The organism is Pararhizobium sp. O133, assembly GCF_051669845.1.
Taxonomy (GTDB): Bacteria; Pseudomonadota; Alphaproteobacteria; order Rhizobiales; family Rhizobiaceae; genus Pararhizobium.
On sequence record NZ_CP196429.1, the window covers coordinates 137,375 to 159,538 of the forward strand.

A 22,164-nucleotide genomic window follows, 5' to 3' on the forward strand; every position below is an offset into this window, starting at 1 on the left:
ACGCGGGGCAGGCATTTGTCTTACTTGCCGTACAGGGCCTTAAGATCGGTGTCGGTCAGGCTGCTTGGCATCCAGAACTTCTCCGACAGGTCAGCGCGGTAATTCGCCTTTGCCTTCTGGATGTCCCAGCCGTCGGGCTCATAGACATAGCGTTTGTGAATGGCTTTGCCATCGAGCAGCGCGACGGCAGCGCGAACAGCTGCGGCCCCTTGTTCCGGCCCGTATTCGGTGGCGATGGCATCAACCCCGCTGTCGATCCATTTCTGGAGAAATCCGTTGTTCACCTCACCGGTGATCGGCGGAACCTTCGCGCCATATTGCTGGAAGACATCCATGCAGGCGCGGCTCATGTCGGCGCCCGATGACCAGATGCCGTCGACCTTCGGGTTTTCGAGATAGAAGGTCTCGCAAACCTTGTGGCCGTAATCATACGACCAGAGACCGGCATCTTCGGCCACGATCTTGATATCGGTGCCCTTGATGGCTTCGAGCAGGCCCTTGTAGCGGTTGATGTCTTCGGGATGAGTCGGCAGTCCGCGCAGGACCCAGATATTGCCCTTGCCTCCGAGTTCCTTGACCAGGAACTCTCCCGAGACCTTTCCGAAGTTCTCGCCGCCGCCTTGAATATCGACGGTGAATTTGTCGGTTTTGGTAAGGCCCGTATGGACGATGACGGGAATGCCGGCATTGACCGCTTTTTCGATACCAGCATCTGCGGAGGTCGGAGAGACCGGTGTCACGATGATGGCATCGACCTTCTGGGCGATCAGCTCATCGATATCGGCGATCTGCTTGGCCTGGCTGAGATTGGCGTCGAGCAGCACGAACTGAGAAATGCGCGGATCACTCTTGGCAGCGGCTTGCGATTCAGCGGCCATTTGGGCAGCCCATGTGTTGGCGTTGACGCCAAAGTGGCTCATCCCGATTTTCCAGGGGCTCGCCTTCTTGAATTTTTCTGCGGGTATTGTGTCCTTGTCACCAGGGCGGGCTACCACCCCGTTCATCAAGTCTATGTCTTGCGCTCTTGCGCTGTGGCCAAGGAGGAGTGCTGCTCCCAAGAGGAGAGCATATTGTTTTTGTTTTGCGAACCCAAGCACGGTCTGTCCCCTCACGTATGGCCACGATGGCGACGATCGTCACCCACTCGAAAAACTTCAGTCATCGGATGCATATCGGATAGTGCTGCCGCGATAGTCGCCAGCTGCGGAACCGTCGCCCGCTTCGCGACTGGCTACCTGCGCCGTTCCTCCGCTCCGGCCTTTGATCTCGGCTTGGTAGGCGAGAATTGCCTTCTGCGTACGTTCAGCTTGCCGCAGGACGCCAAGCAGGCTCTCCGTCGCCTTGAGAAAGCGGCCGCCTTCTTCTTCCATCTGGTCGATCAGTGCACGTTGTTCGGTGCTGAGGCTGCGCTCCAAGGGGAAGTCGATAATTTCTGCCATGTCTCTGACTTTCTCTCATTGCGCTGCAGTGCCTGATCCGCAGGTGCTTTGCCTAGTTGAACCTGATTGCAATAATAATTATTCAGAGAGAATGAAAATTAAATTAAAGTTTGAATGAAGTCGTCGGATCCACTCTCGGATGACTTGCACGGCCATGTCCGGAGCGCTCGGGATACTGCAACTGATCGCGCGAGGTTGGCCCTGTGCCATCCGCGAGAGGATCGTCACGCGAATGCGCGGAGACCGACTGGGCTCCGGGAGCCACAGCGACTAGAGCCGTGCGGCTGCGCCGACTCGCCCAGACAATCGCTCAGGTTTTGAGAAACATCACCGCAATGAATCGGTTGGCCTCGAACGATTCAAAACTGTCGTTGGACGCTCGGGCACGGATCGGCGACTCTGCGAACATGGTCACGCAACCTTACCAGCTCTACATCGAGCGAACCGACACGGCGAAGAACATGGCCCGCTTTTACGCCATGCAGATTTCCATATCGCTTTTCGGGGAAACCTGCCTGACGCGACGCTGGGGGCGGATCGGGACCTCTGGACAAATGATGGTGCACCATTTCGGGCGGGAGGAAGAAGCGGTCAGACTGTTCCTCGACCTGACGCGGCAGAAGCGAGCTCGCGGCTATCGACCGAGGACTTTTGCCCAGCGTCCTCTCAGCTGACCAACGATGACGCCCGAGCCGGAACGAAGGAAAAGGGCCGCCGAGGGCGGCCATGGCGCGTCATTCGCGCCTATTCCAGTCGGTCTCGAAGTTGAGCTCGATCTCGACGAAGAACGGAATCTTGATCGCGAGCTTCAGCCCGAGCTTTCCCTTGCGGAAGAAGTGACAGATCACTCTCCCGAGATTACCGAGCCGGCGGCCGGTGGCTGCAAGGAACTTTGCGAGTTGTTGCATGGTAGGTTCTCCTTTCGAATTGCTGATATCGCGGGGATCGAAAGCAGACCTCGGAGGAGGGCCGCACCGGAACGGTCGAAGCGCGAGCGGAGAACCTGGAGCCGCCTGAATTTTGACTGGGCGAGGAGCCGCATGCGGTGGGGAAAATTCTGGTGGCGCAAGGTTGCGGCGTGACGCGAGGACTGCAACATCCCCTGACGTAGATGACAGCTGTGTCGAAAGGAGAGATGCGATGGCGCGGTTGTTCCTCGGGCGGAAAGCGCTGGAATCGGAGACGGTGATCGCCGACGAAGCTCGGCTCTGAAATGAGAAGAGAAGCCGCCTCAGAAGGGCGGCTCGGCCTTGATGGTGCCGACCTGCTCGGCCAGTTGCACGGCGAGCTCGGCCCGTGCAAGTTCAAGCTCGCCCTCGATCTGGCGGCGCTCGGCCGCGTCGCATGCGTTGTTCAGCTCGGCCCGCAGTTCTTCGATGTGCTGTTCGATCGTCATGATCTCATCTCCTTGAGTTCGTGAAAGACGAGCTCGCAGGGCGGGACGGGATGGCGGGGTCAGGGATCGCGATAGCGACCGCCGGAGGCGGCGAGTGGGGGAGCCGAATTTCTGGATCGGGCCGCAGGACCGGGCCTGAAATTTGGGGGTTAACCGCTCGTCCTTGATGCCGTCGGCCCGGCCCGGCACCATCAGGAAATCTGAGCGGCTATCCCCGTTTCCGCATGGCACCAAAAAGCCGGAACCTGGCTCGATGCCTGGTGCCGGCTTCTCACTTTGGCGGGAGAGGCTCCGCCGGATCGGCGGAGCCTCGAGAACCTCAGTCGCGGTTGGGGCGTGACCAGATCAGCTGCAGGCCATCTTCGCCTTCGACTTCGGCCAGCGTTGCGTAGATCGGGGCGGGGAAGCTCGGGTCGTCGAGCTTGACCGAGAGATAGTCGCGGCCCTGCTCGGAGGTCTTCTGCCAGGCGGCGCCGAGCTCGACGTTGCCGGCGTAGATGCGGAAGTGCGGCCCCTTGTCGGAGGGGTTTTCGACGCGGGCGATGCGGGCCTTGACGTTGAGGGCGAGGGTGCGGATCGAGCCGGAGAAGCCGTTTTCGGTGGAGGTGAAGGTGCCGATGGTAGCCATTGTCCAAGTTCCTTTTGCTGTTTCGGGCCGCTCCATTGCGGCCTCGATGGCTGTCGCAAGGACCGGGGACGATCGGACCGCACCCAGAGGGCCGAAATGAAATGGAGGGCGGCCGGGAGCAACTTTGTTGTCGCGCGAGGAATGGCGACGAAGTCGGCAGGGGAAGAAAGTTTCGAATGGCCGTTGCGGGAGGACGATCGAGGCGACGCCGCTCTCCGGTCAGACATGCCTCATCGAGCCCGCAAATGGAGCGCCGCTAACGTCAGGTAAAGGGACGGGACAATGGCTCCCCTGAAGGGCAACGGCAATAGGCGAAAACGGTGTCGTGGCAATCCACATCGGCAAACGTCCAGGGACGCCGTCCGACTGCATCAGGCTATCCGGAAATGGAGGCCGGAAATCCGTAGCTGTTGTCGGGCAGCTCGGAGCTCACGGCCATGTCGAGAGAATTGTCTGCACGGCGAAAGACCTCGTAGGTGATCCTGTCGACGATTTCATTGTTTTCTCCGAAGACCAGCACGCGTGGCTTGAGCTTGATGATGTCATCGATTTCGCAAAAGACGCTGGACGCGATGATAATCTCATCGCCTTGCTGGCACGTGCGAGCGGCCGCACCGTTAAGAATGCAGCACCTGGAGCCCGGATCACCGTAGAGCACGTAAGTGCTGATCCTTGCTCCGGACATCTTGTTCCAGATTTCCACATATTCCAGCGGTTTCAGACCGACCTCCCGGCAGAAGTCCGCATCGATCGTGATCGAGCCGTGGTAGTTCAGCTTTGCGTCGGTCACTCGAATGCCATGCAGCTTCGCGCCCACGTATTTTTCCACAGCCTGCCCCTTCCAGTTGATATCCTCGCATCCTATATTTGTGCGACGCAGCATTCCGCAACAACCCATGTGGCGAAGTGTTTTCCTTACAAACAACCTGGACAGGCGGGGGAGGGTGGGAATCCTTTTGTCGCGAATGGCGACGGCATGCCGTCGAAACCGTCGGTATGAAACTTGGAATGACAGCCTGTTGTGTTCGGTGGCGTGCGCGATATCGTTCAGGCGCGATTCGTCGCCCAGGAGGATTTATGCGTCAGCAGACAAAACCGTTCATCGTCGAGAGGAAGCCGTCTCGCAAACCCAAGTCCGATGCCACGAAGTCATCGATCTGGGGCACGTTGGACCTCACCCTGAACCAGCATCCGCAAACCGAACCAGAGCCAATCAGAGAGACGGCCGTCGGTACTGGCGACCGTCCCTGATTCAAAGCACGCCTATGCCGCCGCCTTGTCGGCACCTTCCGCGGACGGCTGCAGACCGTGAAGATAGCTGACTGCACGCTGCGCATGCGCTGCCGCCTGAAAGATCGCCCACTTGTCATTTGAGAGAACGGTGAGCCACGACTGAAGGTAAGAGGCGTGATCCGGTCGCGGCTCCAGCTCTGGAGCAATCCCGAGGTCCGCGCAGAGAAAGCAGCTGCCGAGTTCGGCAATCAATTCCTCGCGGGCGCGCTCCGTCCGGTCCTTCGCGTAGCGCGACAGATCGCGATCAAGACGATCTTTGGCTCCAACCCAATGAATTTCCTCATGTCCAAGGGTCGCGTAGTAGGACTCCACATCCCGGAAGGTCTCGAACGGCGGCATCTGGATGTGGTCGGTCACCGGCGAATAATATGCCTGCGATCCGCCATGCCGGATGACGGCGCCAGTGTCGCGGAAGAAGCGATCGGCAATCTCGATCCGCTCAATCGGATCGAGGACCGGTGTCGGCCGATGGTAATAGTGGTCCGGCAGACCGTCGATCTGGTCAACGTTGAAGACGAAGTACGCCTTCAGAAAGGGAATTTCCCGATCGACATCGTTGCCGTTGCGGTCGGTCTCCGACTTCGTGAAGCGGCTCGCGAACACGACGGTCGAGCCGGTCTCGCCCTTCCGCACGGCCGATCCCAGTTCAAGCGCCTGCTTGAATGTCATCCACATCGGCGAGGAATATCCACGGGCCAGGCCCTCCGACCAAAGCAGCAGCACATTCATGCCGGAATAGGGCTGACCGTTGTGGCGAAGCGGCCGGGTGATACGACCGTTCGTGTTCGCGGCGTTCCATGGCTTCATCCATGGGCGAACTCCTTTCTCCAGATCCTCGATGATCTTGTCAGTGATCCGCGTGTAGATGTCGGCCCGCTGGCCTTCGTCCTTCCTGCTCATTTCAAACCTCCAATTCAAGGAGGTCGCGCCGATCGCGACCCCGTCACGGCGGTCCAAAGTGCGGAGCGGAAAGGGGTGAGGGCACCGAAAGGCCGGAACGGACGTGGAGGACGGCGAAGCCGTTGCCCGAACGCCTCGCTCCGCCAGGACCAAAAGCCGGACGGGTTCGCGACGGGCCGATCTCGGCGTCACTGCTTCAGGAGATTCAAGGAATTGTTTCGAGGTCGGTCGACCTGAACTCATCCGCAGTGGCGAGGATCGGCACGCCATGGAATTTGGCACAGGCATAATGCAGGCAATCGCCGAGGTTCAGGCCATGGCGGCCGCTGCGATAGCGGTGAGCAGCGACAAGGGCGAGCCTCGTCGTCTCGGATGCGGGCGGAAGATCGCGAATCTCGATTTCCCGCGCTTCGAGGAATTCCATCACGATCGTTTCGACCGCGGGCACTGGAAGATTGAACTTGTCGGGCCGTGCAAGGCCGAGGACTGTTTCGAGAATGGCGACCGGAGATGTGAAGGGATGTCTGGCAGAAGCAACGGCGTCGGAGACGCGCGCCGCTTCCGGCTCATCAGAGAGAAGCGCGATGATGGCGCAGGCATCGACGAACATCAGGCGTCATCCCACATTTCGTCGAAGGCTTCAGGAGGAAGAGGCTTGCGGACGTCGTCGCTCATCGCGACCCCATGCTTTTCCCGCAGCCGCGCAGCAGTCTGCAGTGGCGTCTCCGCGCGATTGCGACGCTCGATCGCCTCCCGCATGGCAATGACGATGGCGTCGGTAATGCCGACGCCGGCCATTTCGGCGAACTTGCGCGTCAGCGCGTCCGCTTCCGGATTGTTGACGTTGATCGGCATGGGTCGTCTCCATGTAGATAAATCTCGAAAATAATGTAGATCATCGGGCGACCTTTTCCAAGGCCGTAGGCACGCTTGCTTCCCGACATGGAAAAAGGCGGGGCCGGAGCCCCGCCCGAAAGCGCTCAGTCGAAGGCCGACATCTGTGCTTCGGCCGCCTTGCGATCAAGAGAGTGACCTGGGTTTTCGACGGGCCGATCGAAGGGTTTCCAGGCCTCACCGACGATTTGCTTGTAGGCTGCAACGGCGCCCTCCGCGGCCACCCGAAGCGCATGAGCCTGCACGCCCATGTCGGCGGCAAACTCGCGTCTGCGCTGGGCAGCACTGTCGTAGCCGACAGGGCCGTCGAGGTCCTCGTCGCGGGCGTCGTTGGCAGCCTTGGCCGTGGCATCGCGTGCCTCGGTGACGGCGCGGCTATAGAATTGGCCTGCGCCGTGCGCCGAGCCGACGAAGGCGCCGACGATCCGCTGCAGATGGATCTGCATGGCCTTTTCGCCGAGACCATCGCTCAGAGCATCGGCCGTCTCGGAGATCAGACGCTCATGGAGATCGCGGATTCCGTCGCTGTCGACGATCGCGGTTCCGAAGCTCTCGGCGATCTTCAGCGCCTGGGCACTGTCGGGGCATGTGAGCCGGACCATTTCGACGGTTGCGCCTTTGCGCAGAGCCACGACGCGAGCGGATTGACGAGGGGAGGTAGCGGGCTTTGCCATGATTTCTTCCTTTCAACCTCGAAGCGGCTCCGGCCCCGTGCCGATTTGCCCTTCGGTGCGGTCGCCCCGAACCGGCGGAAGACGGGCGCTTCAAGGTCCGGAGACGACAGGCTGAGCGGAGCCGGTTTGCGGGCAAGCGGGGCATCCTGCCCTGCGAGGCCCGCAAGCCTGCTCCGTGAGGGACGGCGCCTCCGGCCGCCGGGCGGCGCGGATAGCGGCCTTGAAGCGAACGGCCGCTGGTTCAGACCGCAGCAAAACCGAAGGGCAAATCGGCACGGGGTCTGGTCCAACCAGGTACTGAAAGGAAGATGGCTGCCGGGACGCTATACGTCGTCACTTCCCGAACTCGCCGCACGCTCAATTGGCGCGATGATGGTCTCGGCCGAGGGTTTCGGCTTGGGCAGCCGATAATATTGCAGCCAGCTCGGACCGTGCGTGTTTCGAAGACCGCGGAGTGTCCCGCCATCGTCATAGGGCGCGCCACCCATCCAGACGTTGTTCAGGATGCTCTTCCAGCGACGCCCGTGTCTTGCGGCATAGGCCTGGAGCGCGGCTTCCTGTTCACCGCTCAAAGGAGGAAGTCTTTCGCGCTTCGGAACAGCGCGCTGCTTACTCGAGGCAACGTCAGCCTGTTCCTCCCTCGCGGCGATCATTCGTTTAAGCTCCGCAACGCCCGCGTCGAGGCACGCCTTTCCGTTGAGGTGGTGGAACTGCTGCCAGAACGCGGTGCGTTCCGCGGACGATGGCCCAATGCCGGCGCTCCGTTCGAGGTCTCCGATCGTACCCATGTCGCTAGACCTCCGCTCGTGGCTGAGCCGCGTCGCCAACGGGTTCGAACCGTTTGCGAAAGGCGGCTATCGCTGCATCCTGCCGAGCCAACTTTCGTGTCAGCGCGTCAACTTCCGGCTGACGCTCCGCTGTCAGGGCGGCGAGATTGTTGCGATAACGTTCGAGGAAGAAGCCCGTATCCGGCGCCTTTCCGCGCCGATATCCGGTTTGCCGGCGCGCGAGCTGTGGCAGGATCGATGTTATCCGGCGCAAGACCTGGCGATCGATCAGTTCGAGCTGGCGCTGCGTCTGCCGCCGCGCTTCTTCCATACGCGCCAGTTGCGCATGGTGGATTGGCATTGCAGCCATCACGCATCCCTCCCTTGCCACCCCACAAAACTGGAAGGACCGTCACAGGGATTATGACGGTCAGGATCGATGACGAAACCGAAGCGGTCGCGCGCGGCATACTCGGCGCGGGGCACGAGAAAGCGCATCTCCTCCACCCGCCCATCGCGCCGGCCGCCTCGCGTGGCGATGACCTCCGTCATGTCGGCATGGCGGCTGGAAAAGATCGCGGAGATCACGATCCAGTCGCCGGCATGCTTGCGCTCGAAGGCTTCCCGGTCCTTTGTCCAGGATTGGCCGGGCTGGAGTTCGCGGCCGTGGATCGCCTCCCAGGCGGACGGCCAGCTATTGCGGATCGTCTCATCGGCACATTTGCGCTCGTAGGACGTGAAGAGATCTGGGAAGGTGAGGGCGACAATCGCCCATTCTGCGTCCTCCTCGTACCAGGGCAAGGACTTTCGCAGCATCGGAAGGACGCGGGCATTCCGTTCGGCCGACAGATGAAACCCGCCATGACCGGCGGTCATATGGGAGACGATCCCCTCGGCGTAGATCGTCGCGAGCTGCGACAGACCCCATGGCGTAGTCGCTGCCATGCGGCTCTGGATCCGCCCGAGCGCGGATAGTTCATGGCTGTGCCGCGCGGTCTCGAACACGCGCGCGCGGAACGCTGTCTCATCTTCGAGGCGCCCTTCGTGACCGTGGAAATCCTCCCGCGTCAGCTCTGACAGCGGGCGAGTGAGGCGCCAGGCGCTCGCGAGGAAGCTGGCGCCATCGCGCGCCGGCACCATTGCCAGGAAGGTATCGGCGATCCGGGCGACCGGAAAGCCGTCCGCGCTGACGCCGAATTTCACCGCGGAGTCGTCGGCGGTAGGAACCCTGTCGTGTTGAAGATCGGGCGTGCTCATGCGGCAACCCTCCCTTCGACATGAGCCGCCGCGACCTCGTCGGCGGTCACCTCTTCGAGGATGGCATTCGGGTATCCATGCTCTTTCAGCCAGGCCACCGCCGCCTCGTGATTGCCGGCGAGATGGACAAGCTCCGCGTTCGCACCGGCGCGATCGAAGAGGCGGATAGAACCGAGTGCGGGGCGTTCGAGAACCTTGAAGGCGAGATCGGAATCGAGACCGAAGGTTCGGTGAATGCGCATGACGACGGTATTCTTTCCGCCGAAATCAGCCTCATGCAGCGTGAAATGCCCGGGCGAGGCGTAATTTCCGGATTGGCGCGGACCCTCCTTGCGGATCAGGCGGCCTTTGCTGTTGCGGGTTTGCCAGGCCGCCAGCTTCTTCTTGAAACGCTCGGGCGGCCGAGGGCTGCCGTCGGACCAGGCGACGATGGAGCCGATCGGGGCGAGGTCGTAGATCAGGGACGCAGACATAAGACATCTCCTTGGAATTCTGCGGTTCATGGAAACGAAGCCGCCGCCGGTGATGGCCGGCGGCGGTTGTCGATCGGATGAGAAGGGAAGGGAGGCTATTCGGCCGCAATGCCGTAGGCGGTTTCGTCCTCGTCAGGAGCCCCGTCGTCGGCCTCCGGATCGGGGGCGTCAAGTTCGGCGGCCTCGCCGGCGGCGCTGTCGTCCGCGAGTTCGCCAAGACCATCGCTCGTTTCTTCAGTGGTGACGCTGTCCTCCTCTTCGACGATCTCGCCTTTCTTGATCAGGTCGGCAAGTTCCTTCGGATCGGGCGCGAACAGGGCTGCCGGGTGGACGAAGTGCCCTTCCTTGAAGTGCTCGACGAGTGCTGCGCGGGTCTCGCGGACCTTCGGGCGCGGCAGAACCGGGGTGTCCTTGCACGACGCCTCAAGCGCCGCCCGCGACAGGCAAAGCAGGAAATCTTCGGTGCCCATGTTCGGGAGATATCCATCGGCGCCGATGGCCTCGCCGGCGATACGTGACACGATCCCGCTGTTCGACATGCCGCGGCGGCAAGAGAGCACATCGACCAGCATCGAGCGGGCGGCAACCCGCAACGTGTCGATCTCGAAGGACAGCTTACCGTCAGAGTCGAGCAACCGAACCGCATGGCGAGCGAACCGCTTCGTGCCGAAGACGGTGTCGTTTGCCCCGGAGTCGACCCGTACATTCAAGCCGGCGAAGGCGAGCACGAGGAGCGCCGTCAGCGTGTCGTCCTCGATCGGCGCGCGAGCGAGCGCTTCGTGCAGCGCGTCGGTCCTGAGGTCACCGATCATGTCGTGGCCCTTTTGCGTGACATCCGGACGCTGTTTCGGCGCGTCGATCACATCGTCGCCAGCGGTGGCACCACCTCCAACGACCGCTCTCTTGCCCGCCGTCTTCTTCTCCTCCGGCATCCGGTAATGCACGGTCTGAACCTTGCCGTTCCGATCCAGGTACATTGCGGTGTGGTCGCCCTTGCCTGGCTTGCCATAAACGCGGCTGGCCTTCTGCGGCAGCTTTACGTCACCCCATTGCGTGACCTCGGCGATCACGCCCTTCTTCGGCAGATTGTTGGTCATCCACTCCTGCTGGGCGCCGAGATAGGCTTCGACGTTGGTGGTGTAGCGGCTGTCCTCATCGGCAGGGGCAAACAGATCCTCGATCCATTCGATGCCATAGGCTTCCCTGAGATCGTCGCCGAAGCTCGCATCCTTTGCGTACATGCGGGTCTTGCTCAGCGCGTTGGCGATCTGGAACCACGTGGCAGGCTGGCCCTTCTTCGGCTTCTGCGCCTTCCAGACTTCCTTCTGCTCATCGAGGTGTGCCGCCGCGATCGTTCGAAGCTGCTGCTCGTTCGGCATGTCGCCGAGCGCCATTTGGTCGAGCATCGCCGGAAAGACATTGGCGAGCAGCCGCAACTTGCGAATCTGCCGGACGGGGAGGGCAAGTGCGACCGCAATCGCTTCCTCGGTCCAGTCGAGTGCGATCAGGCGTTCGATGCCGCGCCACTGGTCGACGGGGTTGAGCGGCTCCCTGGCGATGTTCTCGACCATGGACCGCATGGCGCCATTATCGTTAGCGGCTTCGACCACGAGAACCTCGATTTCCTCAAGGCCCGCGGCGATCGCCATGCGGGTCCGCCGATGGCCGGCTTCGATGACGTAGCCGTTTCCGCCATCGCTTTGCGGAAAGATGACGGGCGGCTGGATGATGCCGACGGCTTTGATGGTCGCGAGCAGCAGCGCATCAGCCTGCGGGGTGGATTTCGACTGACGAGTATTGTCCGGGTTGTCCTTCAACGAGCGCGGATCGACCTTCATGATGTGCATGGGATTTTCCTCTTCCGAGATGCGGGACACGGCTCGCTTGCCGGTCCTTCCTGTCTTCGTTTCTTTCGAAGACACCTCCCGGACCGCGGGGCGGGCGGCCCGGCGCAACTGCGGCCGAGCGTCCCTGCTGCGATGTCCGAGCGGGGCTAACAGCCCTGCGCGGGACGAGTGGCCGGGATGCGCAGGCGGCGGTTGAGCGCAAGCGGCGACTGGAAGACCGATCTGCGACCGGTTTCTTTTCCCTCTTCCTTCTTTTTGTCCTCCCTCCTTCCGGAAACTGCCGCTCACACTTTTGATAGTTCACAGCAACCGGAAACGCGCCTTAGGCTGTCGCAGCTCAAGGAGGTTTCGATGCACGATACAAAAGAGATATTTGCCTATCAGGTCGTTCCGGGAACAGACGAGATCCTTGCGTTCACCGAGACTTTGGGGCTCGCCTGGCAGGAGGCCTCCCGACATTTCGAGGGGCTGAAGGCCATGGACGAGAATGTCGAAGCGGGGTTGCGATCTACAAAGTCGGTTTGAAGAATCCGAGCCTCTCCGACTTCGTGACCGTCCTGAACGACCCGGAGGATATGAGCGGGCGGCTGATCGAAAAGATGGAGCGCGTCGAGGTGATTACCTGAGCGGGGGAAAACCGCGACGAGGATGACCGTCGTAGGGGTCGCTTCGATGAACGGAAATCAGGACAAAAAAAGAGGGCCACGAGAAAACTCGGGCCCTATAGGTATGAAGGTAATTTAAACCTCCAGAGGGGAACAGCTGCTGCGGCGGCACTGGGAGGAAAACCGCCATGTGCATCAGCTGTGAGCACTATGCTCAAATTTCGGTCGGAAGGAAAGCAAATATTGTGCAATGCAGCTATGCAAATGCTGCGTCGCATCAAAACCGCGATTCCATTCAAGCAGACTCCGCCGAGGCGGCGTCGTTCTGAACTGACGCGGCGGCAAGAGCGTCCTCGACGTCACGAAGCTGTCGGCGCTTTTCGGCAAGTTCGTCGGCGAAGGCGAAAGTGCCGCCTTCGCGCGAGCGATAGGAGACGAGCCGCCGGTGCGCATCATCGAGGCGATGGCGATAACGCTCGCGTTCCTCCTCGAACCCGTCGAGCGCATGCTCGAGGCGGGAGATGGCGCCGAGCGGTGTCACTGTGACCGCAAGGTCAATCTCGTAGGCGGCGCCTGTGCGCTGGAGCGTGGTGGCGTAGCGATAGCCGTCGCCCTTTCCGAAGCGCTCTCCCTCATAGACAAGATCGAAACCGCCGATAGATGCGAGGTGAACCTCGCCCTCCTGTTGGAGCTGGAGGAGCGTGAGAACCTCCTTCATCAGCGCGCGACCGGCTTCCTTGCGCTCATGGTGAAGCTTGCCCAGCACGGTCATCGCGAAGGCATCGCCGGCGGTCGGAACGAGCCGACCGATATCCTGGCCGATCTCGCCGATGCGGCGGGTCGACGTCTCGATGTCACGCTCGGCATCGCGCATCTGCCGGCGCACCGCATACTGGTCATCGTCATGGGCGGCGCGCAACCGTTCCAGTCGCGCGATATCGGCTTCGAGACCCGCTTTCTGCATCAGCCGCTCGTCGCCGGAGGCGATTGCCTTGGCCATGGCGAACTGGTTCGCCTGCCCTTCACCGAAGTCTTCGAGCCGGCGGATCGAAGTATCTCCGCTGAGCGCGGCGGCGATGAAGCGGGCCTTGCGCTCGTTGTTCTGCCACATGGAAGCGTCGAGGCTGCCCTCGGTCGCATAGGCGAAAATGTCGACGACATCGTGCTGATTACCCTGCCGGACGATGCGGCCTTCGCGCTGCTCGATGTGCGACGGCAGCCACGGCACATCGAGGTGATGCAGCGCTTTCAGCCGCGCTTGAGCGTTCACGCCCGTTCCCATCGTCTCCGACGATCCGATCAGGAACCGAATTCGGCCGGCGCGCACGTCGGCGAAGAGCCGTTGCTTGGCCTCGGTCTTCTTGTAGTCCTGCATGAAGGCGATTTCGGACGGGGGAACGCCCAGCCGCACAAACTCGTCGCGAATCCAGCGGTAGGCGGAAAAGCCGCGGGTCTTCTCGACGTTGATCGTGCCGAGATCGCTGAAGATCATCTGCGCGGCGCCGGGCAGGTCAAAGGGTTTGCCGTCCGGCCGGACGTAGGTATCGTCGCTCGTCTCTTGCCAGATGCGGAAGGCATTGCGGACGAGGAGGTTGAGCTTGTTGTCCTCCTCATTGTCGTTGGCCGGTATCACGAGGCGGAGATCGATCGCCGCATGGCGACCGTCGGTAATGACCGAGAGCAGGATATCGTCGCCGGGCTCAGCCGGTCCCTCGCGCATCTCGATCGCCTTGATGCGGGCATCGAGGATCTGCTGATAGGCCTTGAACGCCGGCGTCGGCTTGACGGTCAGGATCTGCCGTCGGCCGGTGGAGATATCAGGCACCTTGACGTATTCGCGGAGATCCGCCGGCATGACGACGTCGGCGAAAGCCCGGAACATGGCGATCAGTTCGGGCACATTGACGAAGCTCGCGAAGCGGCTGACCGGCTTGTATTTGCCGGACGGCTGGATCTCCAGCTCGGTCGTCGTATCGCCGAAGCAGGACGCCCAGGCATCGAATTCGTGTAAGCCGCGCTCGGCGAGAGCCTCGTGGCCGAGCAGGCGCTGGATCGAGAACATCTCACCGAGTGTGTTGGTGATCGGCGTGCCGGAGGCGAGCACCAGCGCGCGGCCCGGGTTCTTCGTTTCGAGGAACCGGGACTTCACATAGAGGTCCCAGGCGCGCTGCGAGCCGTTCGGGTCGATACCCTTCAGCGTCGACATGTTGGTCGCGAAGGAAAGCTTGCGGAACTCTTGCGCCTCGTCGACGATGATCTGGTCGACACCGATCTCGGAGATTGTGAGCAGATCGTCCTTGCGGGTCGCGAGCCCTTCCAGCCGTTCCTGCAAGCTTTCCTTCAGTCGCTCGAGGCGCTTGCGCGACACGCGGTCCTCGCTGTCCACCTTGGTCAGCAGATCCTCGTAGAGCTCCAACTCATCGTGGATCATCTGTTGTTCGAAGGCGGACGGCACGGCGATGAACCTGAAGGCCGAGTGCGTGATAATGATCGCATCCCAGGTCGCGGTCGCTGCCCGGCTCAAAAAGCGAAGCCGTTTGTCCTTGGTGAAGTTGGTCTCGTCGGCGACGAGGATCCGGGCATTGGGATAGAGTGCCAGAAATTCCCGCGCCGCCTGCGCCAGGCAATGACCAGGGACGACCAGCATCGCCTTGGCGATCAGGCCGAGACGTCGTTGTTCCATGATCGCGGCCGCCATCGTCATCGTCTTGCCCGCGCCGACGGCGTGGGCGAGATAGGTCGATCCGGAGGAGATGATCCGCCAGATGCCGCGTTTCTGGTGCCCATAAAGAACAAAGGCGCCAGAGGCGCCGGGAAGTTTCAGATGCGATCCGTCGAATTTTCGAGGCGCGATGTTGTTGAACCGGTCGTTATAGACCCGCGCCAGCCGGTCGGTGCGATCCGGATCGGTCCAAACCCAGTTTTGGAAGGCTTCCTTGATTTTCTGCAGCTTGTCGCGCGCCGCCTCGGTATCGACGACGTTCAGGACCCTCCGCTCGCCACCGGCATCCTTGTAGATATCGAAAATCTGGGGAACACGGCTGTTCAGCGCGTCGCCGAGCAACTCGCCGGCATCACGGCGGCTGGTGCCCCACTCCGATGTGCCGGCGGCGCAGTAGCCAAGCTGCCGTGCTTCCACCGTCCAGCTGCCCAATTCCGGCATATGGTGGATCCTGATCTCGGCACCCATCATCTCCTTCACGAAGGCGACGACGTCGCTGGCCGGAATCCAGGGCGCACCGAGACGTGCGGTGATGTCGGACGGGCGAAGATCGGCGGGTTGGACTGCCTGAAGCGCGCGGACGTTACGCTCGTAGGCTGGATCGAGTGCCGCGGCAGCTTCGGCGACACCAAGCTTGGTGCGGACCGCACCGGAGAGGTAGGCATCCGACGTCTGCCAGGAGCCATCGGCGGGATCCTGGAAAATCGCATCGCCGAGCTCGTCGACGACGGCATCGGCATGTCTGTGCAGCAGTTCGGCGATATGCTCGACATCGACGCGGCCACGTTCGTTGAGCACCACGGCCAACGCATCCGCCGCACTGGTGATTTCGGGCGGCGCAGGCGGCGCGATGACCCGTTCGGAAAAGATCGGGCGCGGTTTTGCGGTATCGGTGTCGAGGTCGTAGTCCTCGATCGAGGCGACCAGCCAGCAATCGGGATCGTCGAGGAAAGGCTGCAGGTTTGGACGGCGGTGCGTTTCGCGCACCTCGCCGGATTCCTCGTCCTCGCTGATCGAGACGGTGGTGTGGTTGATCGGACCGAAATCACGCACGAAGCTCGACCAGGCGATGCGCAAGCGAACCTGCAGATCACGCCACGGCCGATCCTGCTCCTGGGCCCTCAGCACCTCACGCACCGCGTCGCGGATTGGGATCAGCTTCTTGATGATCCCGACGTGCTTTTCCGGGATGCCGTCCCCGGTGCGCCCCTTGCGGACTTTGACCTCCACGGGTGCGCCGTCCACCATCTGCATCAGGCCGTGCCTGTTATCGATGAAGAAGCTACCCTCACGGACCTTGGCGTCACCGGGGCGAAGATCGATGATCTCGCCGAGCTCGTCCTCGAGGTCGACGTCGATTGCGGTCGGCTCACCGTCATAGCGGCCTTCAGGCAGCAGGCGAACGACGTTCTTTAGAGCCGCCTGCAGGTCCTCGCCAGCGCGTGGCTGGCATGTATAGGTCTCGCCGAACGGTCCGGAGGTCAGGGCATGATCGCCGAGGACGAAATTAGGATGCTCTGCAAACCAGCGGTTCACGCGAACTGCGCCCTCGTCTTGGCTTTCGGGCCGCACCTCCTCGAGATCGAGCCATGACAGATCGCTTGTCGGTTCGCCGACCTTGCGCTTGCGGAAGAACAGAAGGTCGACCACGACATCCGTGCCAGCATCGCGGCGGAAACTCCCCTCCGGCAATCGGATCGCGGCAATCAGGTCGGCGGTTTTGGCGATGTACTCACGCGCGGTCGCGTCGGCCTTGTCCATCGTGCCGGAACTGGTGACGAACGCGGCGAGCGCGCCGGGCTTCAGCAGGTCGATCGAACGGGTGATGAAGTAGTCGTGCAGCCTGAGACCGAGTGAGCGATAGGTCCGGTCAGACCGGACGGTGCGATCGGAGAAGGGTGGATTGCCAATGGCGAGATCGTAGATCGGCGCCAGATCGGCGCGCGCAAAATCGCCATTGATGATGCGGGCCTTAGGCTGCAGCAGCTTGACGATCCGGGCCGTGACGGGATCGAGTTCGACGCCGGTGACGAAGGTCCTGTCGCGAAAGGCCGCCGGCATCAGAGCCGGAAACAGGCCCGTACCGATACCCGGCTCGAGCATGCGGCCGCCACACCAGCCCAGGCGCTGCAAGCCCGACCAGATTGCCCGGATGATGAACTCCGGCGTGAAATGGGCATATTGCGTGCAGCGGGCGAGCGACGCGTAGTCGGCATCTGAAACGGCACTTTCGAGCGAGCCACCGAGCTCGCCCCACCCGGCCCGGAAATCGACTTCGCCGGGGCGGCGGAACATACCGTTCGCCAGTTCGCTGGCGCCGAAGCCGGTGAAGCGGATGAGTTGCGCCTGCTCCTTCGCGTTGGCTGGCCGATCCTGCTTCTCGATGTTGTTCGCGATCAGGATCGCCGCAACATTGGCGCGAGCGCGATCCTTCCAGGATCCGGCCAAGCCCCGATCCGCATCGTCGAGGTAGAAGTTGCACCGGTTGCCCTGGCGCCGGGGCGCCGGACGTTCTATCGCCGCGGCCGGCAAGGCCGGGGAGGGAGAGGGCGGCGTCGGTTCCGGGTCATCGTCGTTGGCCGCGACCGTATCGAAGCCGCCGAACGGTGTGACGCCCAGGCCGAGGCCTGATGACAGCGCGCTGCTGCCGAACATGTCGAGAGTGAAGGGATCGTTGCTCATGGAGGTTTCCTCGGAAAATGGCGAGCGTCATCACCCCGCGGGAAGCACTTGCGGGGATTAAAGGGAGCTCAAGGGTTTGGGATAGGTGGCCAAACGGGCCGGACTGGTCGCGAATTGCCTAGGGCTTCGCGACCAGGAAGAGCTGCATCGAGTCCTGAAGGAATGCGATACGCAGGTGCGTCGCCTCCGGCGCGGCCGCCATCATCGCTTCGAGCTGTTCCGCATCGACGAAATCGACTCCGTCATCGCCGCCGAATGTCCGGCGTTTGACTGCGAACCAGTCGTCATTGGTGCGGGGATCGCATTCCTCGGCATAAACGACCAAAGGCTTGGCGCCATCGGGCAGCTTGCCGTTCGACAGGAGGTAGACTCCTTGGTCGCCGACGAGCCAGAGGCCGGGCTTCTCGTCCTTGCCAGGGCGCAGGCCGTAGTAGGGGTTACGAAAGCCGCCATTGGCTTCGGCGTCGGCACGACTGCGGGCGACGACCTCGCGGACGGATGTAAGCGGGAAGGAAAGCATAGTGTGCCTCCCTCATGCGGCAATCGGCGAGGGGAGGTGGCGCAGCTGCACCGGCAGCTTCGCCGCGATCTCGTCGTCGGTCAGCTCGTCGAGCAGTTTCAGAGTGCTGCCCACTGCGCCGCCGTAGAGCATGATCGTGCGCTTGCCGCGCGCAGCTTCGTCCCAGCGATCGCCGGCATAGCCACGATAGTCGTCCGCCGTGATGCTCCAGATATGCTCCAGGCGTTCCTCGCGCGTCATGGCGCGCACCGGCCGGCTCTCACGCTCGATGATTGCCACGCGCATGCGCTCGACGGCGCCTTTGTCCGATAGATCGCAATAGCCGTGGAAATGTCGGATGACACCATCGATGCGCAATGCGAAGAACACTGATGTCACCGAACCCGTCAGATACTCGCGCATGGCGAACATCGACCCGCGGATCCAGAGCGGTGGCAGGATCTCGAACATATAGTCGTGCTCGGTCTCGGCGATCTCGAACCATTCGCCGGAATAGAGGAGCGAGGCGTCACCGTCCCAACGGTTCGGACGTTGAGCGTGCCGATCGAACATCCGGAACATTTGCTGGCGTGAGGCAACGCCGTGGAAGACCTTGCGGATTGCGGGAGAGGGATACATCTGCGGCTCCTTGGAGATGGTTCCGGACCGAAGTGCGGCACTGTCCTTCCGACCTTGCCATCCTCTTCAGTCCTTCATGACACCTCCCGGGCCGCCGGCATCGCGACCGGCCGGGTCAAGGGCCGGCTCGCCCGGGCGAAGCTTCCCTTGACGCGGGCGGCGCGAATGCGGCACGCCGCCTTCCTTCCTTTCCCTCTTTTCTTTCTCCCTGATTTTCAGGGTTTCGTTCCAATCCTCCTCGGGCGGGCGGAGCCGCGACCAGTCGCAGCCGACGGTATCCGCGAGCGCCCGCAAGCGCTCGGCAAACATCTCTCCTTGCGGATTGCCGTCTGTCGCGGCGACGAGGAGACTATCTGCTCGCGAGGCCATCTGCCGAAGCGCCGCCTCCGTCGACGGCGACCATCCGCCCCCGGTACTGAGATACACGGTTCCATCGCGCAGCCCCTCGATGGCGGCAAGGCTCATGGCGTCGATCGCAGCTTCCGTCACGGCCAGGCGCAACGCTGGGTCCGGTCCCAGACGGAAGAGGACCTTCGTTCCACCGGAGGCAAATCCCCGATATTCAGGACCGCGCGCCTCCCAGCCGGTCACAACTCCGGCATTGTCGGTGTGCGCTGCCCACATGCTGCCTTGCGGGCCTTCCCGCAGACGGTCTTGCCCGATCGTGGCTCGGAGCAGAGTGGCAGGAAGGAAGCGCTCACCGTTCAGATAAGCCCATGTCGACGAGCTGGGCCACGGCCGGCGGCGTGCCTGCCAACGCTCGGGTAAAGAAAGATCGAGGTCTCGGTCAGGCCTCGGCGCCTGCCATTCCGGCTCCGTGATCGCAAAACCAACAAGGCCGGCGACCCTTCCGGCGCCTTCGAGAAAGCCAACATGATCGAGATGTTCGACAAGTCCGAACACATCGCCTTTCGCATCGCCGAGCGGATCGAACCATCCGCGACCGTCATGGGTGACGATGATAATTTCGCCCGACCGGCGGAACTTCACCGCCCGCCGGGTACTCTCCTTTAGATCGATGGCGAAGCCCGCCTGCTCAAGAACAGCCGCGCAGCTCACCTGGTCGCGCAGCGCCTCTATTTCCTTTCTGTCCATGCTTTTCCTCATTGCCTTTCTTGCCCGTCGCTTCGCAGGCGCGCTCCACCCGCCGCGAAGAGCAAAGGCCGCAAGGGCGCGGCTGACAATTGTCGGATCATGCAATACCCGGCCGCGGCGCAGCCTCCCTTGCGGCCTGCCGCGCGCAAGCGGCACGCCGAAGGCACTGGCGGCCGGCTCAATGAGCCGGCCAGGGGAAGAACTCATTGACGATCTCAAGGGCGTCACCGGCGTCGATCTCGTCAGAAGGGAGGACGCCATATTCGCCGTCGACTTCGAAGACGGTGACCGGGACCATCAGGTCGCGGGAAAGCTGGAAGGCGTGGGACTGAGCGAGGGAAAGATCGTGCGACATATAAGAGGCTCCTGCGGGAGCGGGCCAATCCCGCTCGATGGCTCCTCAAAAGGCCCGGCGACGGGCGCGATCACCGCGAGGCGAAGCCGAAGCGGCCGCAGCTTGCTAGCGGACCCTTAACGGGTTGATCGTGGAAGATCCGGCGCCGGGCCAGGACGCCATCACAAAAGAGCGGGATTGGGCTGCTTCCGGGGGAGATGAACGGTTCGCGCACGCATTTCATACCATGCCAGTTTCGCGGCTGACTTCCGCAACACGAAGATGGTTTCCGCTTTCGACATTGCCGTTGACTGGCAATCTATCTCGTCCGGATCGTTTCCGACGGCGTTTCGCCAAAAGCCTGATAGTAGACGGCCGCAAACCGCCCCATATGGGTGAACCCTGCACTGCGTGCCGCGTCGGCGATCGACCGCGAGCCGGTATCGTCGACCAGCGCTCGGCGCGCTGCTTCGAGGCGGATCGTTTTGAGATAGCCCAAAGGCGTTGTGCCCTTGAACCGCTGGAAGGCGACCTGCAATGCTCTGACGCTCGTACCGGTCTCGCTGGCTATCGACGCAACAGTGAGAGGTTGCGACAGGTTGGCATGCATATACTCGATCGCCCGTTTCACCTGCCGGGGCACCGCCGGCGAGACCGGCCGCTCGAGCCGCGGCATGTAGCTATTGGGAACAACCTCCAGAAGTGCGATCATCGTCGACTCAAACAGCCGCTCGATGGCAGCCGGCGCCAATCGATCCGCGTCGGAAAGATTAAGACAGCTCCATACGAGATGGCCGAGTGCGGCCAGCCGCAGACCCTTCTCGGTGGTCAGATCGACGATGCGGTCGAAATGAAGGTCTGCCGTGACAGGCCCATCCAAGAGTTCACTGACCTGTTGCACCATCGCCGACTTTGCGAAGGAGAGGCCGATATAGCTGGAATGTTCATGAGGGGTCAGCTCATCGAACTGAGCGAGATCCTCCAGAAAACCAACTGCCTGTGCCGTCGAAAGGCGCAGTGCCCCCGAACGTGTCCCAGGCGTGGTGGATAGGGGCAGGTAAAGCAAATAAGCGTCTGGCGCGCCATCGAACGCCAGCTTCAGGGCTGAATGGCACTTTCCTTTCCAGGCGTGGAACCGGCCGACGATGTAATGGCTGTCCCCGACGCAAGACACGTGATCGCGATCCAGCTGACCAACCGGGCCGGCCTGCGCGATGTTGCCATGTCGGAGTGCAGCATGCTGCAATGGGCATCTCCAGGAGTTGAGTTTCGCCGCATAACCGGAGCGGCACCAAACTAGGCGTTCCCGCGGGAACCCTTTACATCCGTCGCGGCCATGGCCTTGACGAGGGATAGGACCTGACGGCGCAGTGCCGGCCTTGCTATCCTGGCGAAGGCGACGTTGAGGTCTCGCCCCTCGTCGGTATCGAGGAAGGCGCTGAGCTCCATCTCGGCGCCGGTGCCTGTCAGCCCATCGGGTTTTCCATCACGGCTCTGGCTGTCGAAGAAATACGACACCGGCACACCGAGCAGAGTGGCGACATTGAGCAAACGGCTCGCGCCGACGCGGTTCGTGCCCTTCTCGTATTTCTGGACTTGCTGGAACGTCACGCCCAAAGCCTCGGCGAGTGTGCTTTGGCTCATTCCGCGCACGCTTGCTCCCACCTCGACATCGATCGGGCTCGGCGCTTTGGCCTTGCTCTGATTGTTCACATGATTGGTCATTTCATCGCCATCCCTGTCGTTGAAAGGTCGTGGGTTTGCTGCTCGCCGCCCTGCGGCCAACATCAGTCGGGCTCCGAAAGGCTTGCCTTCTCGAGAGCCTCCTGCATCGAACTCGCCTCGAGTGCAGCAAGCGCTTGCTCGAGATAGCTTTCGATTTCAATGACGCTTCTGCCTTGGAGCAGGGCGATTTCATCAACAGTCTTTCCCATCGACACCCATCGAAGGCAGGTCTTTTCGATGGGCGAAAGCATCCAATGTTCCATGACCAACCTGCTTTCGTTGGTGTTTATTTTCA

25 protein-coding genes are annotated in these 22,164 nt (G+C 62.0%); 2 read left to right on the forward strand and 23 right to left on the reverse strand.

The genetic code is table 11. The annotated features are described in order from the left end of the window. Positions 1-20: 20 nt before the first annotated feature. Entirely contained in the window at positions 21-920 is a 900-nt protein-coding gene (locus tag ACST81_RS26875; protein ID WP_235675766.1) for a substrate-binding domain-containing protein, read from the reverse strand. A 234-nt stretch (positions 921-1,154) separates the two neighbouring features. Beyond that, entirely contained in the window at positions 1,155-1,439 is a 285-nt protein-coding gene (locus ACST81_RS26880; RefSeq protein WP_077768129.1) for a hypothetical protein, read from the reverse strand. A 407-nt stretch (positions 1,440-1,846) separates the two neighbouring features. On the opposite strand from ACST81_RS26880, the gene ACST81_RS26885 reads away from it, so the two are divergent. Beyond that, the gene (locus tag ACST81_RS26885; RefSeq protein ID WP_306801661.1) at positions 1,847-2,113 is read left to right on the forward strand and encodes a WGR domain-containing protein; all 267 of its coding nucleotides are present in this window, start codon (positions 1,847-1,849) and stop codon (positions 2,111-2,113) included. Between the two features lie 60 nt (positions 2,114-2,173). Here ACST81_RS26885 and ACST81_RS26890 read toward each other — a convergent pair whose 3' ends face one another. The 13 genes from ACST81_RS26890 to ACST81_RS26950 form a co-directional block, all read right to left on the reverse strand. Next, positions 2,174-2,347 (reverse strand): hypothetical protein, encoded by a 174-nt coding sequence (locus ACST81_RS26890; RefSeq protein ID WP_162854302.1) that lies wholly within the window; start codon positions 2,345-2,347, stop codon positions 2,174-2,176. A gap of 323 nt (positions 2,348-2,670) precedes the next feature. Then, on the reverse strand, positions 2,671-2,835 hold the full coding sequence (locus ACST81_RS26895; RefSeq protein ID WP_162854301.1) for a hypothetical protein: 165 nt from the start codon (positions 2,833-2,835) through the stop codon (positions 2,671-2,673). Between the two features lie 319 nt (positions 2,836-3,154). Beyond that, positions 3,155-3,463 carry a DUF736 domain-containing protein gene (locus ACST81_RS26900; protein ID WP_015084482.1) on the reverse strand — a complete coding sequence of 103 codons (309 nt, stop codon included), beginning with the start codon at positions 3,461-3,463 and terminating at the stop codon, positions 3,155-3,157. Positions 3,464-3,839: 376 nt separating this feature from the next. After that, positions 3,840-4,292, reverse strand: coding sequence for an aspartate 1-decarboxylase (gene panD / locus ACST81_RS26905; RefSeq protein ID WP_077768181.1), 453 nt, complete (start codon positions 4,290-4,292; stop codon positions 3,840-3,842). Between the two features lie 434 nt (positions 4,293-4,726). Further along, complete coding sequence (locus ACST81_RS26910; RefSeq protein WP_077768131.1) at positions 4,727-5,656, reverse strand: ArdC family protein; 930 nt, start codon at positions 5,654-5,656, stop codon at positions 4,727-4,729. Positions 5,657-5,861: 205 nt separating this feature from the next. Next, positions 5,862-6,266, reverse strand: a complete 405-nt coding sequence (locus ACST81_RS26915) for a type II toxin-antitoxin system VapC family toxin (protein ID WP_077768132.1) — start codon at positions 6,264-6,266, stop codon at positions 5,862-5,864. Next, the gene (locus tag ACST81_RS26920; protein WP_077768133.1) at positions 6,266-6,511 is read right to left on the reverse strand and encodes a type II toxin-antitoxin system VapB family antitoxin; all 246 of its coding nucleotides are present in this window, start codon (positions 6,509-6,511) and stop codon (positions 6,266-6,268) included. The genes ACST81_RS26915 and ACST81_RS26920 overlap by 1 nt, the downstream gene beginning before the upstream one ends. Before the next feature lie 125 nt (positions 6,512-6,636). After that, positions 6,637-7,224, reverse strand: a complete 588-nt coding sequence (locus ACST81_RS26925; protein WP_012475981.1) for a hypothetical protein — start codon at positions 7,222-7,224, stop codon at positions 6,637-6,639. A gap of 323 nt (positions 7,225-7,547) precedes the next feature. After that, complete coding sequence (locus ACST81_RS26930) at positions 7,548-8,012, reverse strand: hypothetical protein (protein ID WP_012475980.1); 465 nt, start codon at positions 8,010-8,012, stop codon at positions 7,548-7,550. Positions 8,013-8,016: 4 nt separating this feature from the next. After that, complete coding sequence (locus ACST81_RS26935; protein WP_012475979.1) at positions 8,017-8,361, reverse strand: hypothetical protein; 345 nt, start codon at positions 8,359-8,361, stop codon at positions 8,017-8,019. After that, a complete protein-coding gene (locus ACST81_RS26940) occupies positions 8,361-9,248 on the reverse strand; it encodes a DUF7007 domain-containing protein (protein WP_012475978.1) in 888 nt (295 codons plus the stop codon). The genes ACST81_RS26935 and ACST81_RS26940 overlap by 1 nt, the downstream gene beginning before the upstream one ends. Beyond that, positions 9,245-9,721 (reverse strand): Nif11-like leader peptide family natural product precursor, encoded by a 477-nt coding sequence (locus tag ACST81_RS26945; protein WP_077768134.1) that lies wholly within the window; start codon positions 9,719-9,721, stop codon positions 9,245-9,247. The genes ACST81_RS26940 and ACST81_RS26945 overlap by 4 nt, the downstream gene beginning before the upstream one ends. A 95-nt stretch (positions 9,722-9,816) precedes the next feature. Then, positions 9,817-11,568: a ParB/RepB/Spo0J family partition protein gene (locus tag ACST81_RS26950; protein ID WP_012475976.1), complete on the reverse strand. Its 1,752-nt coding sequence runs from the start codon at positions 11,566-11,568 to the stop codon at positions 9,817-9,819. Between the two features lie 351 nt (positions 11,569-11,919). Here ACST81_RS26950 and ACST81_RS26955 point away from each other — a divergent pair, with 351 nt between their 5' ends. Next, positions 11,920-12,093 (forward strand): hypothetical protein, encoded by a 174-nt coding sequence (locus ACST81_RS26955; RefSeq protein WP_236771566.1) that lies wholly within the window; start codon positions 11,920-11,922, stop codon positions 12,091-12,093. Positions 12,094-12,468: 375 nt separating this feature from the next. On the opposite strand, the gene ACST81_RS26960 is transcribed toward ACST81_RS26955, so the two are convergent. The 8 genes from ACST81_RS26960 to ACST81_RS26995 form a co-directional block, all read right to left on the reverse strand. Continuing rightward, entirely contained in the window at positions 12,469-17,577 is a 5,109-nt protein-coding gene (locus tag ACST81_RS26960) for a DEAD/DEAH box helicase family protein (protein WP_012475975.1), read from the reverse strand. Between the two features lie 118 nt (positions 17,578-17,695). Next, complete coding sequence (locus ACST81_RS26965) at positions 17,696-18,097, reverse strand: DUF3085 domain-containing protein (RefSeq protein ID WP_012475974.1); 402 nt, start codon at positions 18,095-18,097, stop codon at positions 17,696-17,698. Between the two features lie 12 nt (positions 18,098-18,109). Further along, complete coding sequence (locus ACST81_RS26970) at positions 18,110-18,715, reverse strand: DUF1419 domain-containing protein (RefSeq protein WP_012475973.1); 606 nt, start codon at positions 18,713-18,715, stop codon at positions 18,110-18,112. Positions 18,716-18,781: 66 nt separating this feature from the next. After that, a complete protein-coding gene (locus ACST81_RS26975; RefSeq protein ID WP_077768135.1) occupies positions 18,782-19,810 on the reverse strand; it encodes a DUF3991 and toprim domain-containing protein in 1,029 nt (342 codons plus the stop codon). A gap of 178 nt (positions 19,811-19,988) precedes the next feature. Then, positions 19,989-20,165, reverse strand: a complete 177-nt coding sequence (locus ACST81_RS26980) for a hypothetical protein (RefSeq protein ID WP_162854299.1) — start codon at positions 20,163-20,165, stop codon at positions 19,989-19,991. Between the two features lie 298 nt (positions 20,166-20,463). Then, a complete protein-coding gene (locus tag ACST81_RS26985; protein WP_077768136.1) occupies positions 20,464-21,390 on the reverse strand; it encodes a helix-turn-helix transcriptional regulator in 927 nt (308 codons plus the stop codon). Positions 21,391-21,440: 50 nt separating this feature from the next. Then, positions 21,441-21,869, reverse strand: a complete 429-nt coding sequence (locus ACST81_RS26990) for a helix-turn-helix domain-containing protein (protein WP_077768182.1) — start codon at positions 21,867-21,869, stop codon at positions 21,441-21,443. 62 nt (positions 21,870-21,931) lie between these two features. After that, the gene (locus tag ACST81_RS26995; RefSeq protein WP_236771892.1) at positions 21,932-22,120 is read right to left on the reverse strand and encodes a LuxR C-terminal-related transcriptional regulator; all 189 of its coding nucleotides are present in this window, start codon (positions 22,118-22,120) and stop codon (positions 21,932-21,934) included. Between the last annotated feature and the right edge of the window lie 44 nt (positions 22,121-22,164).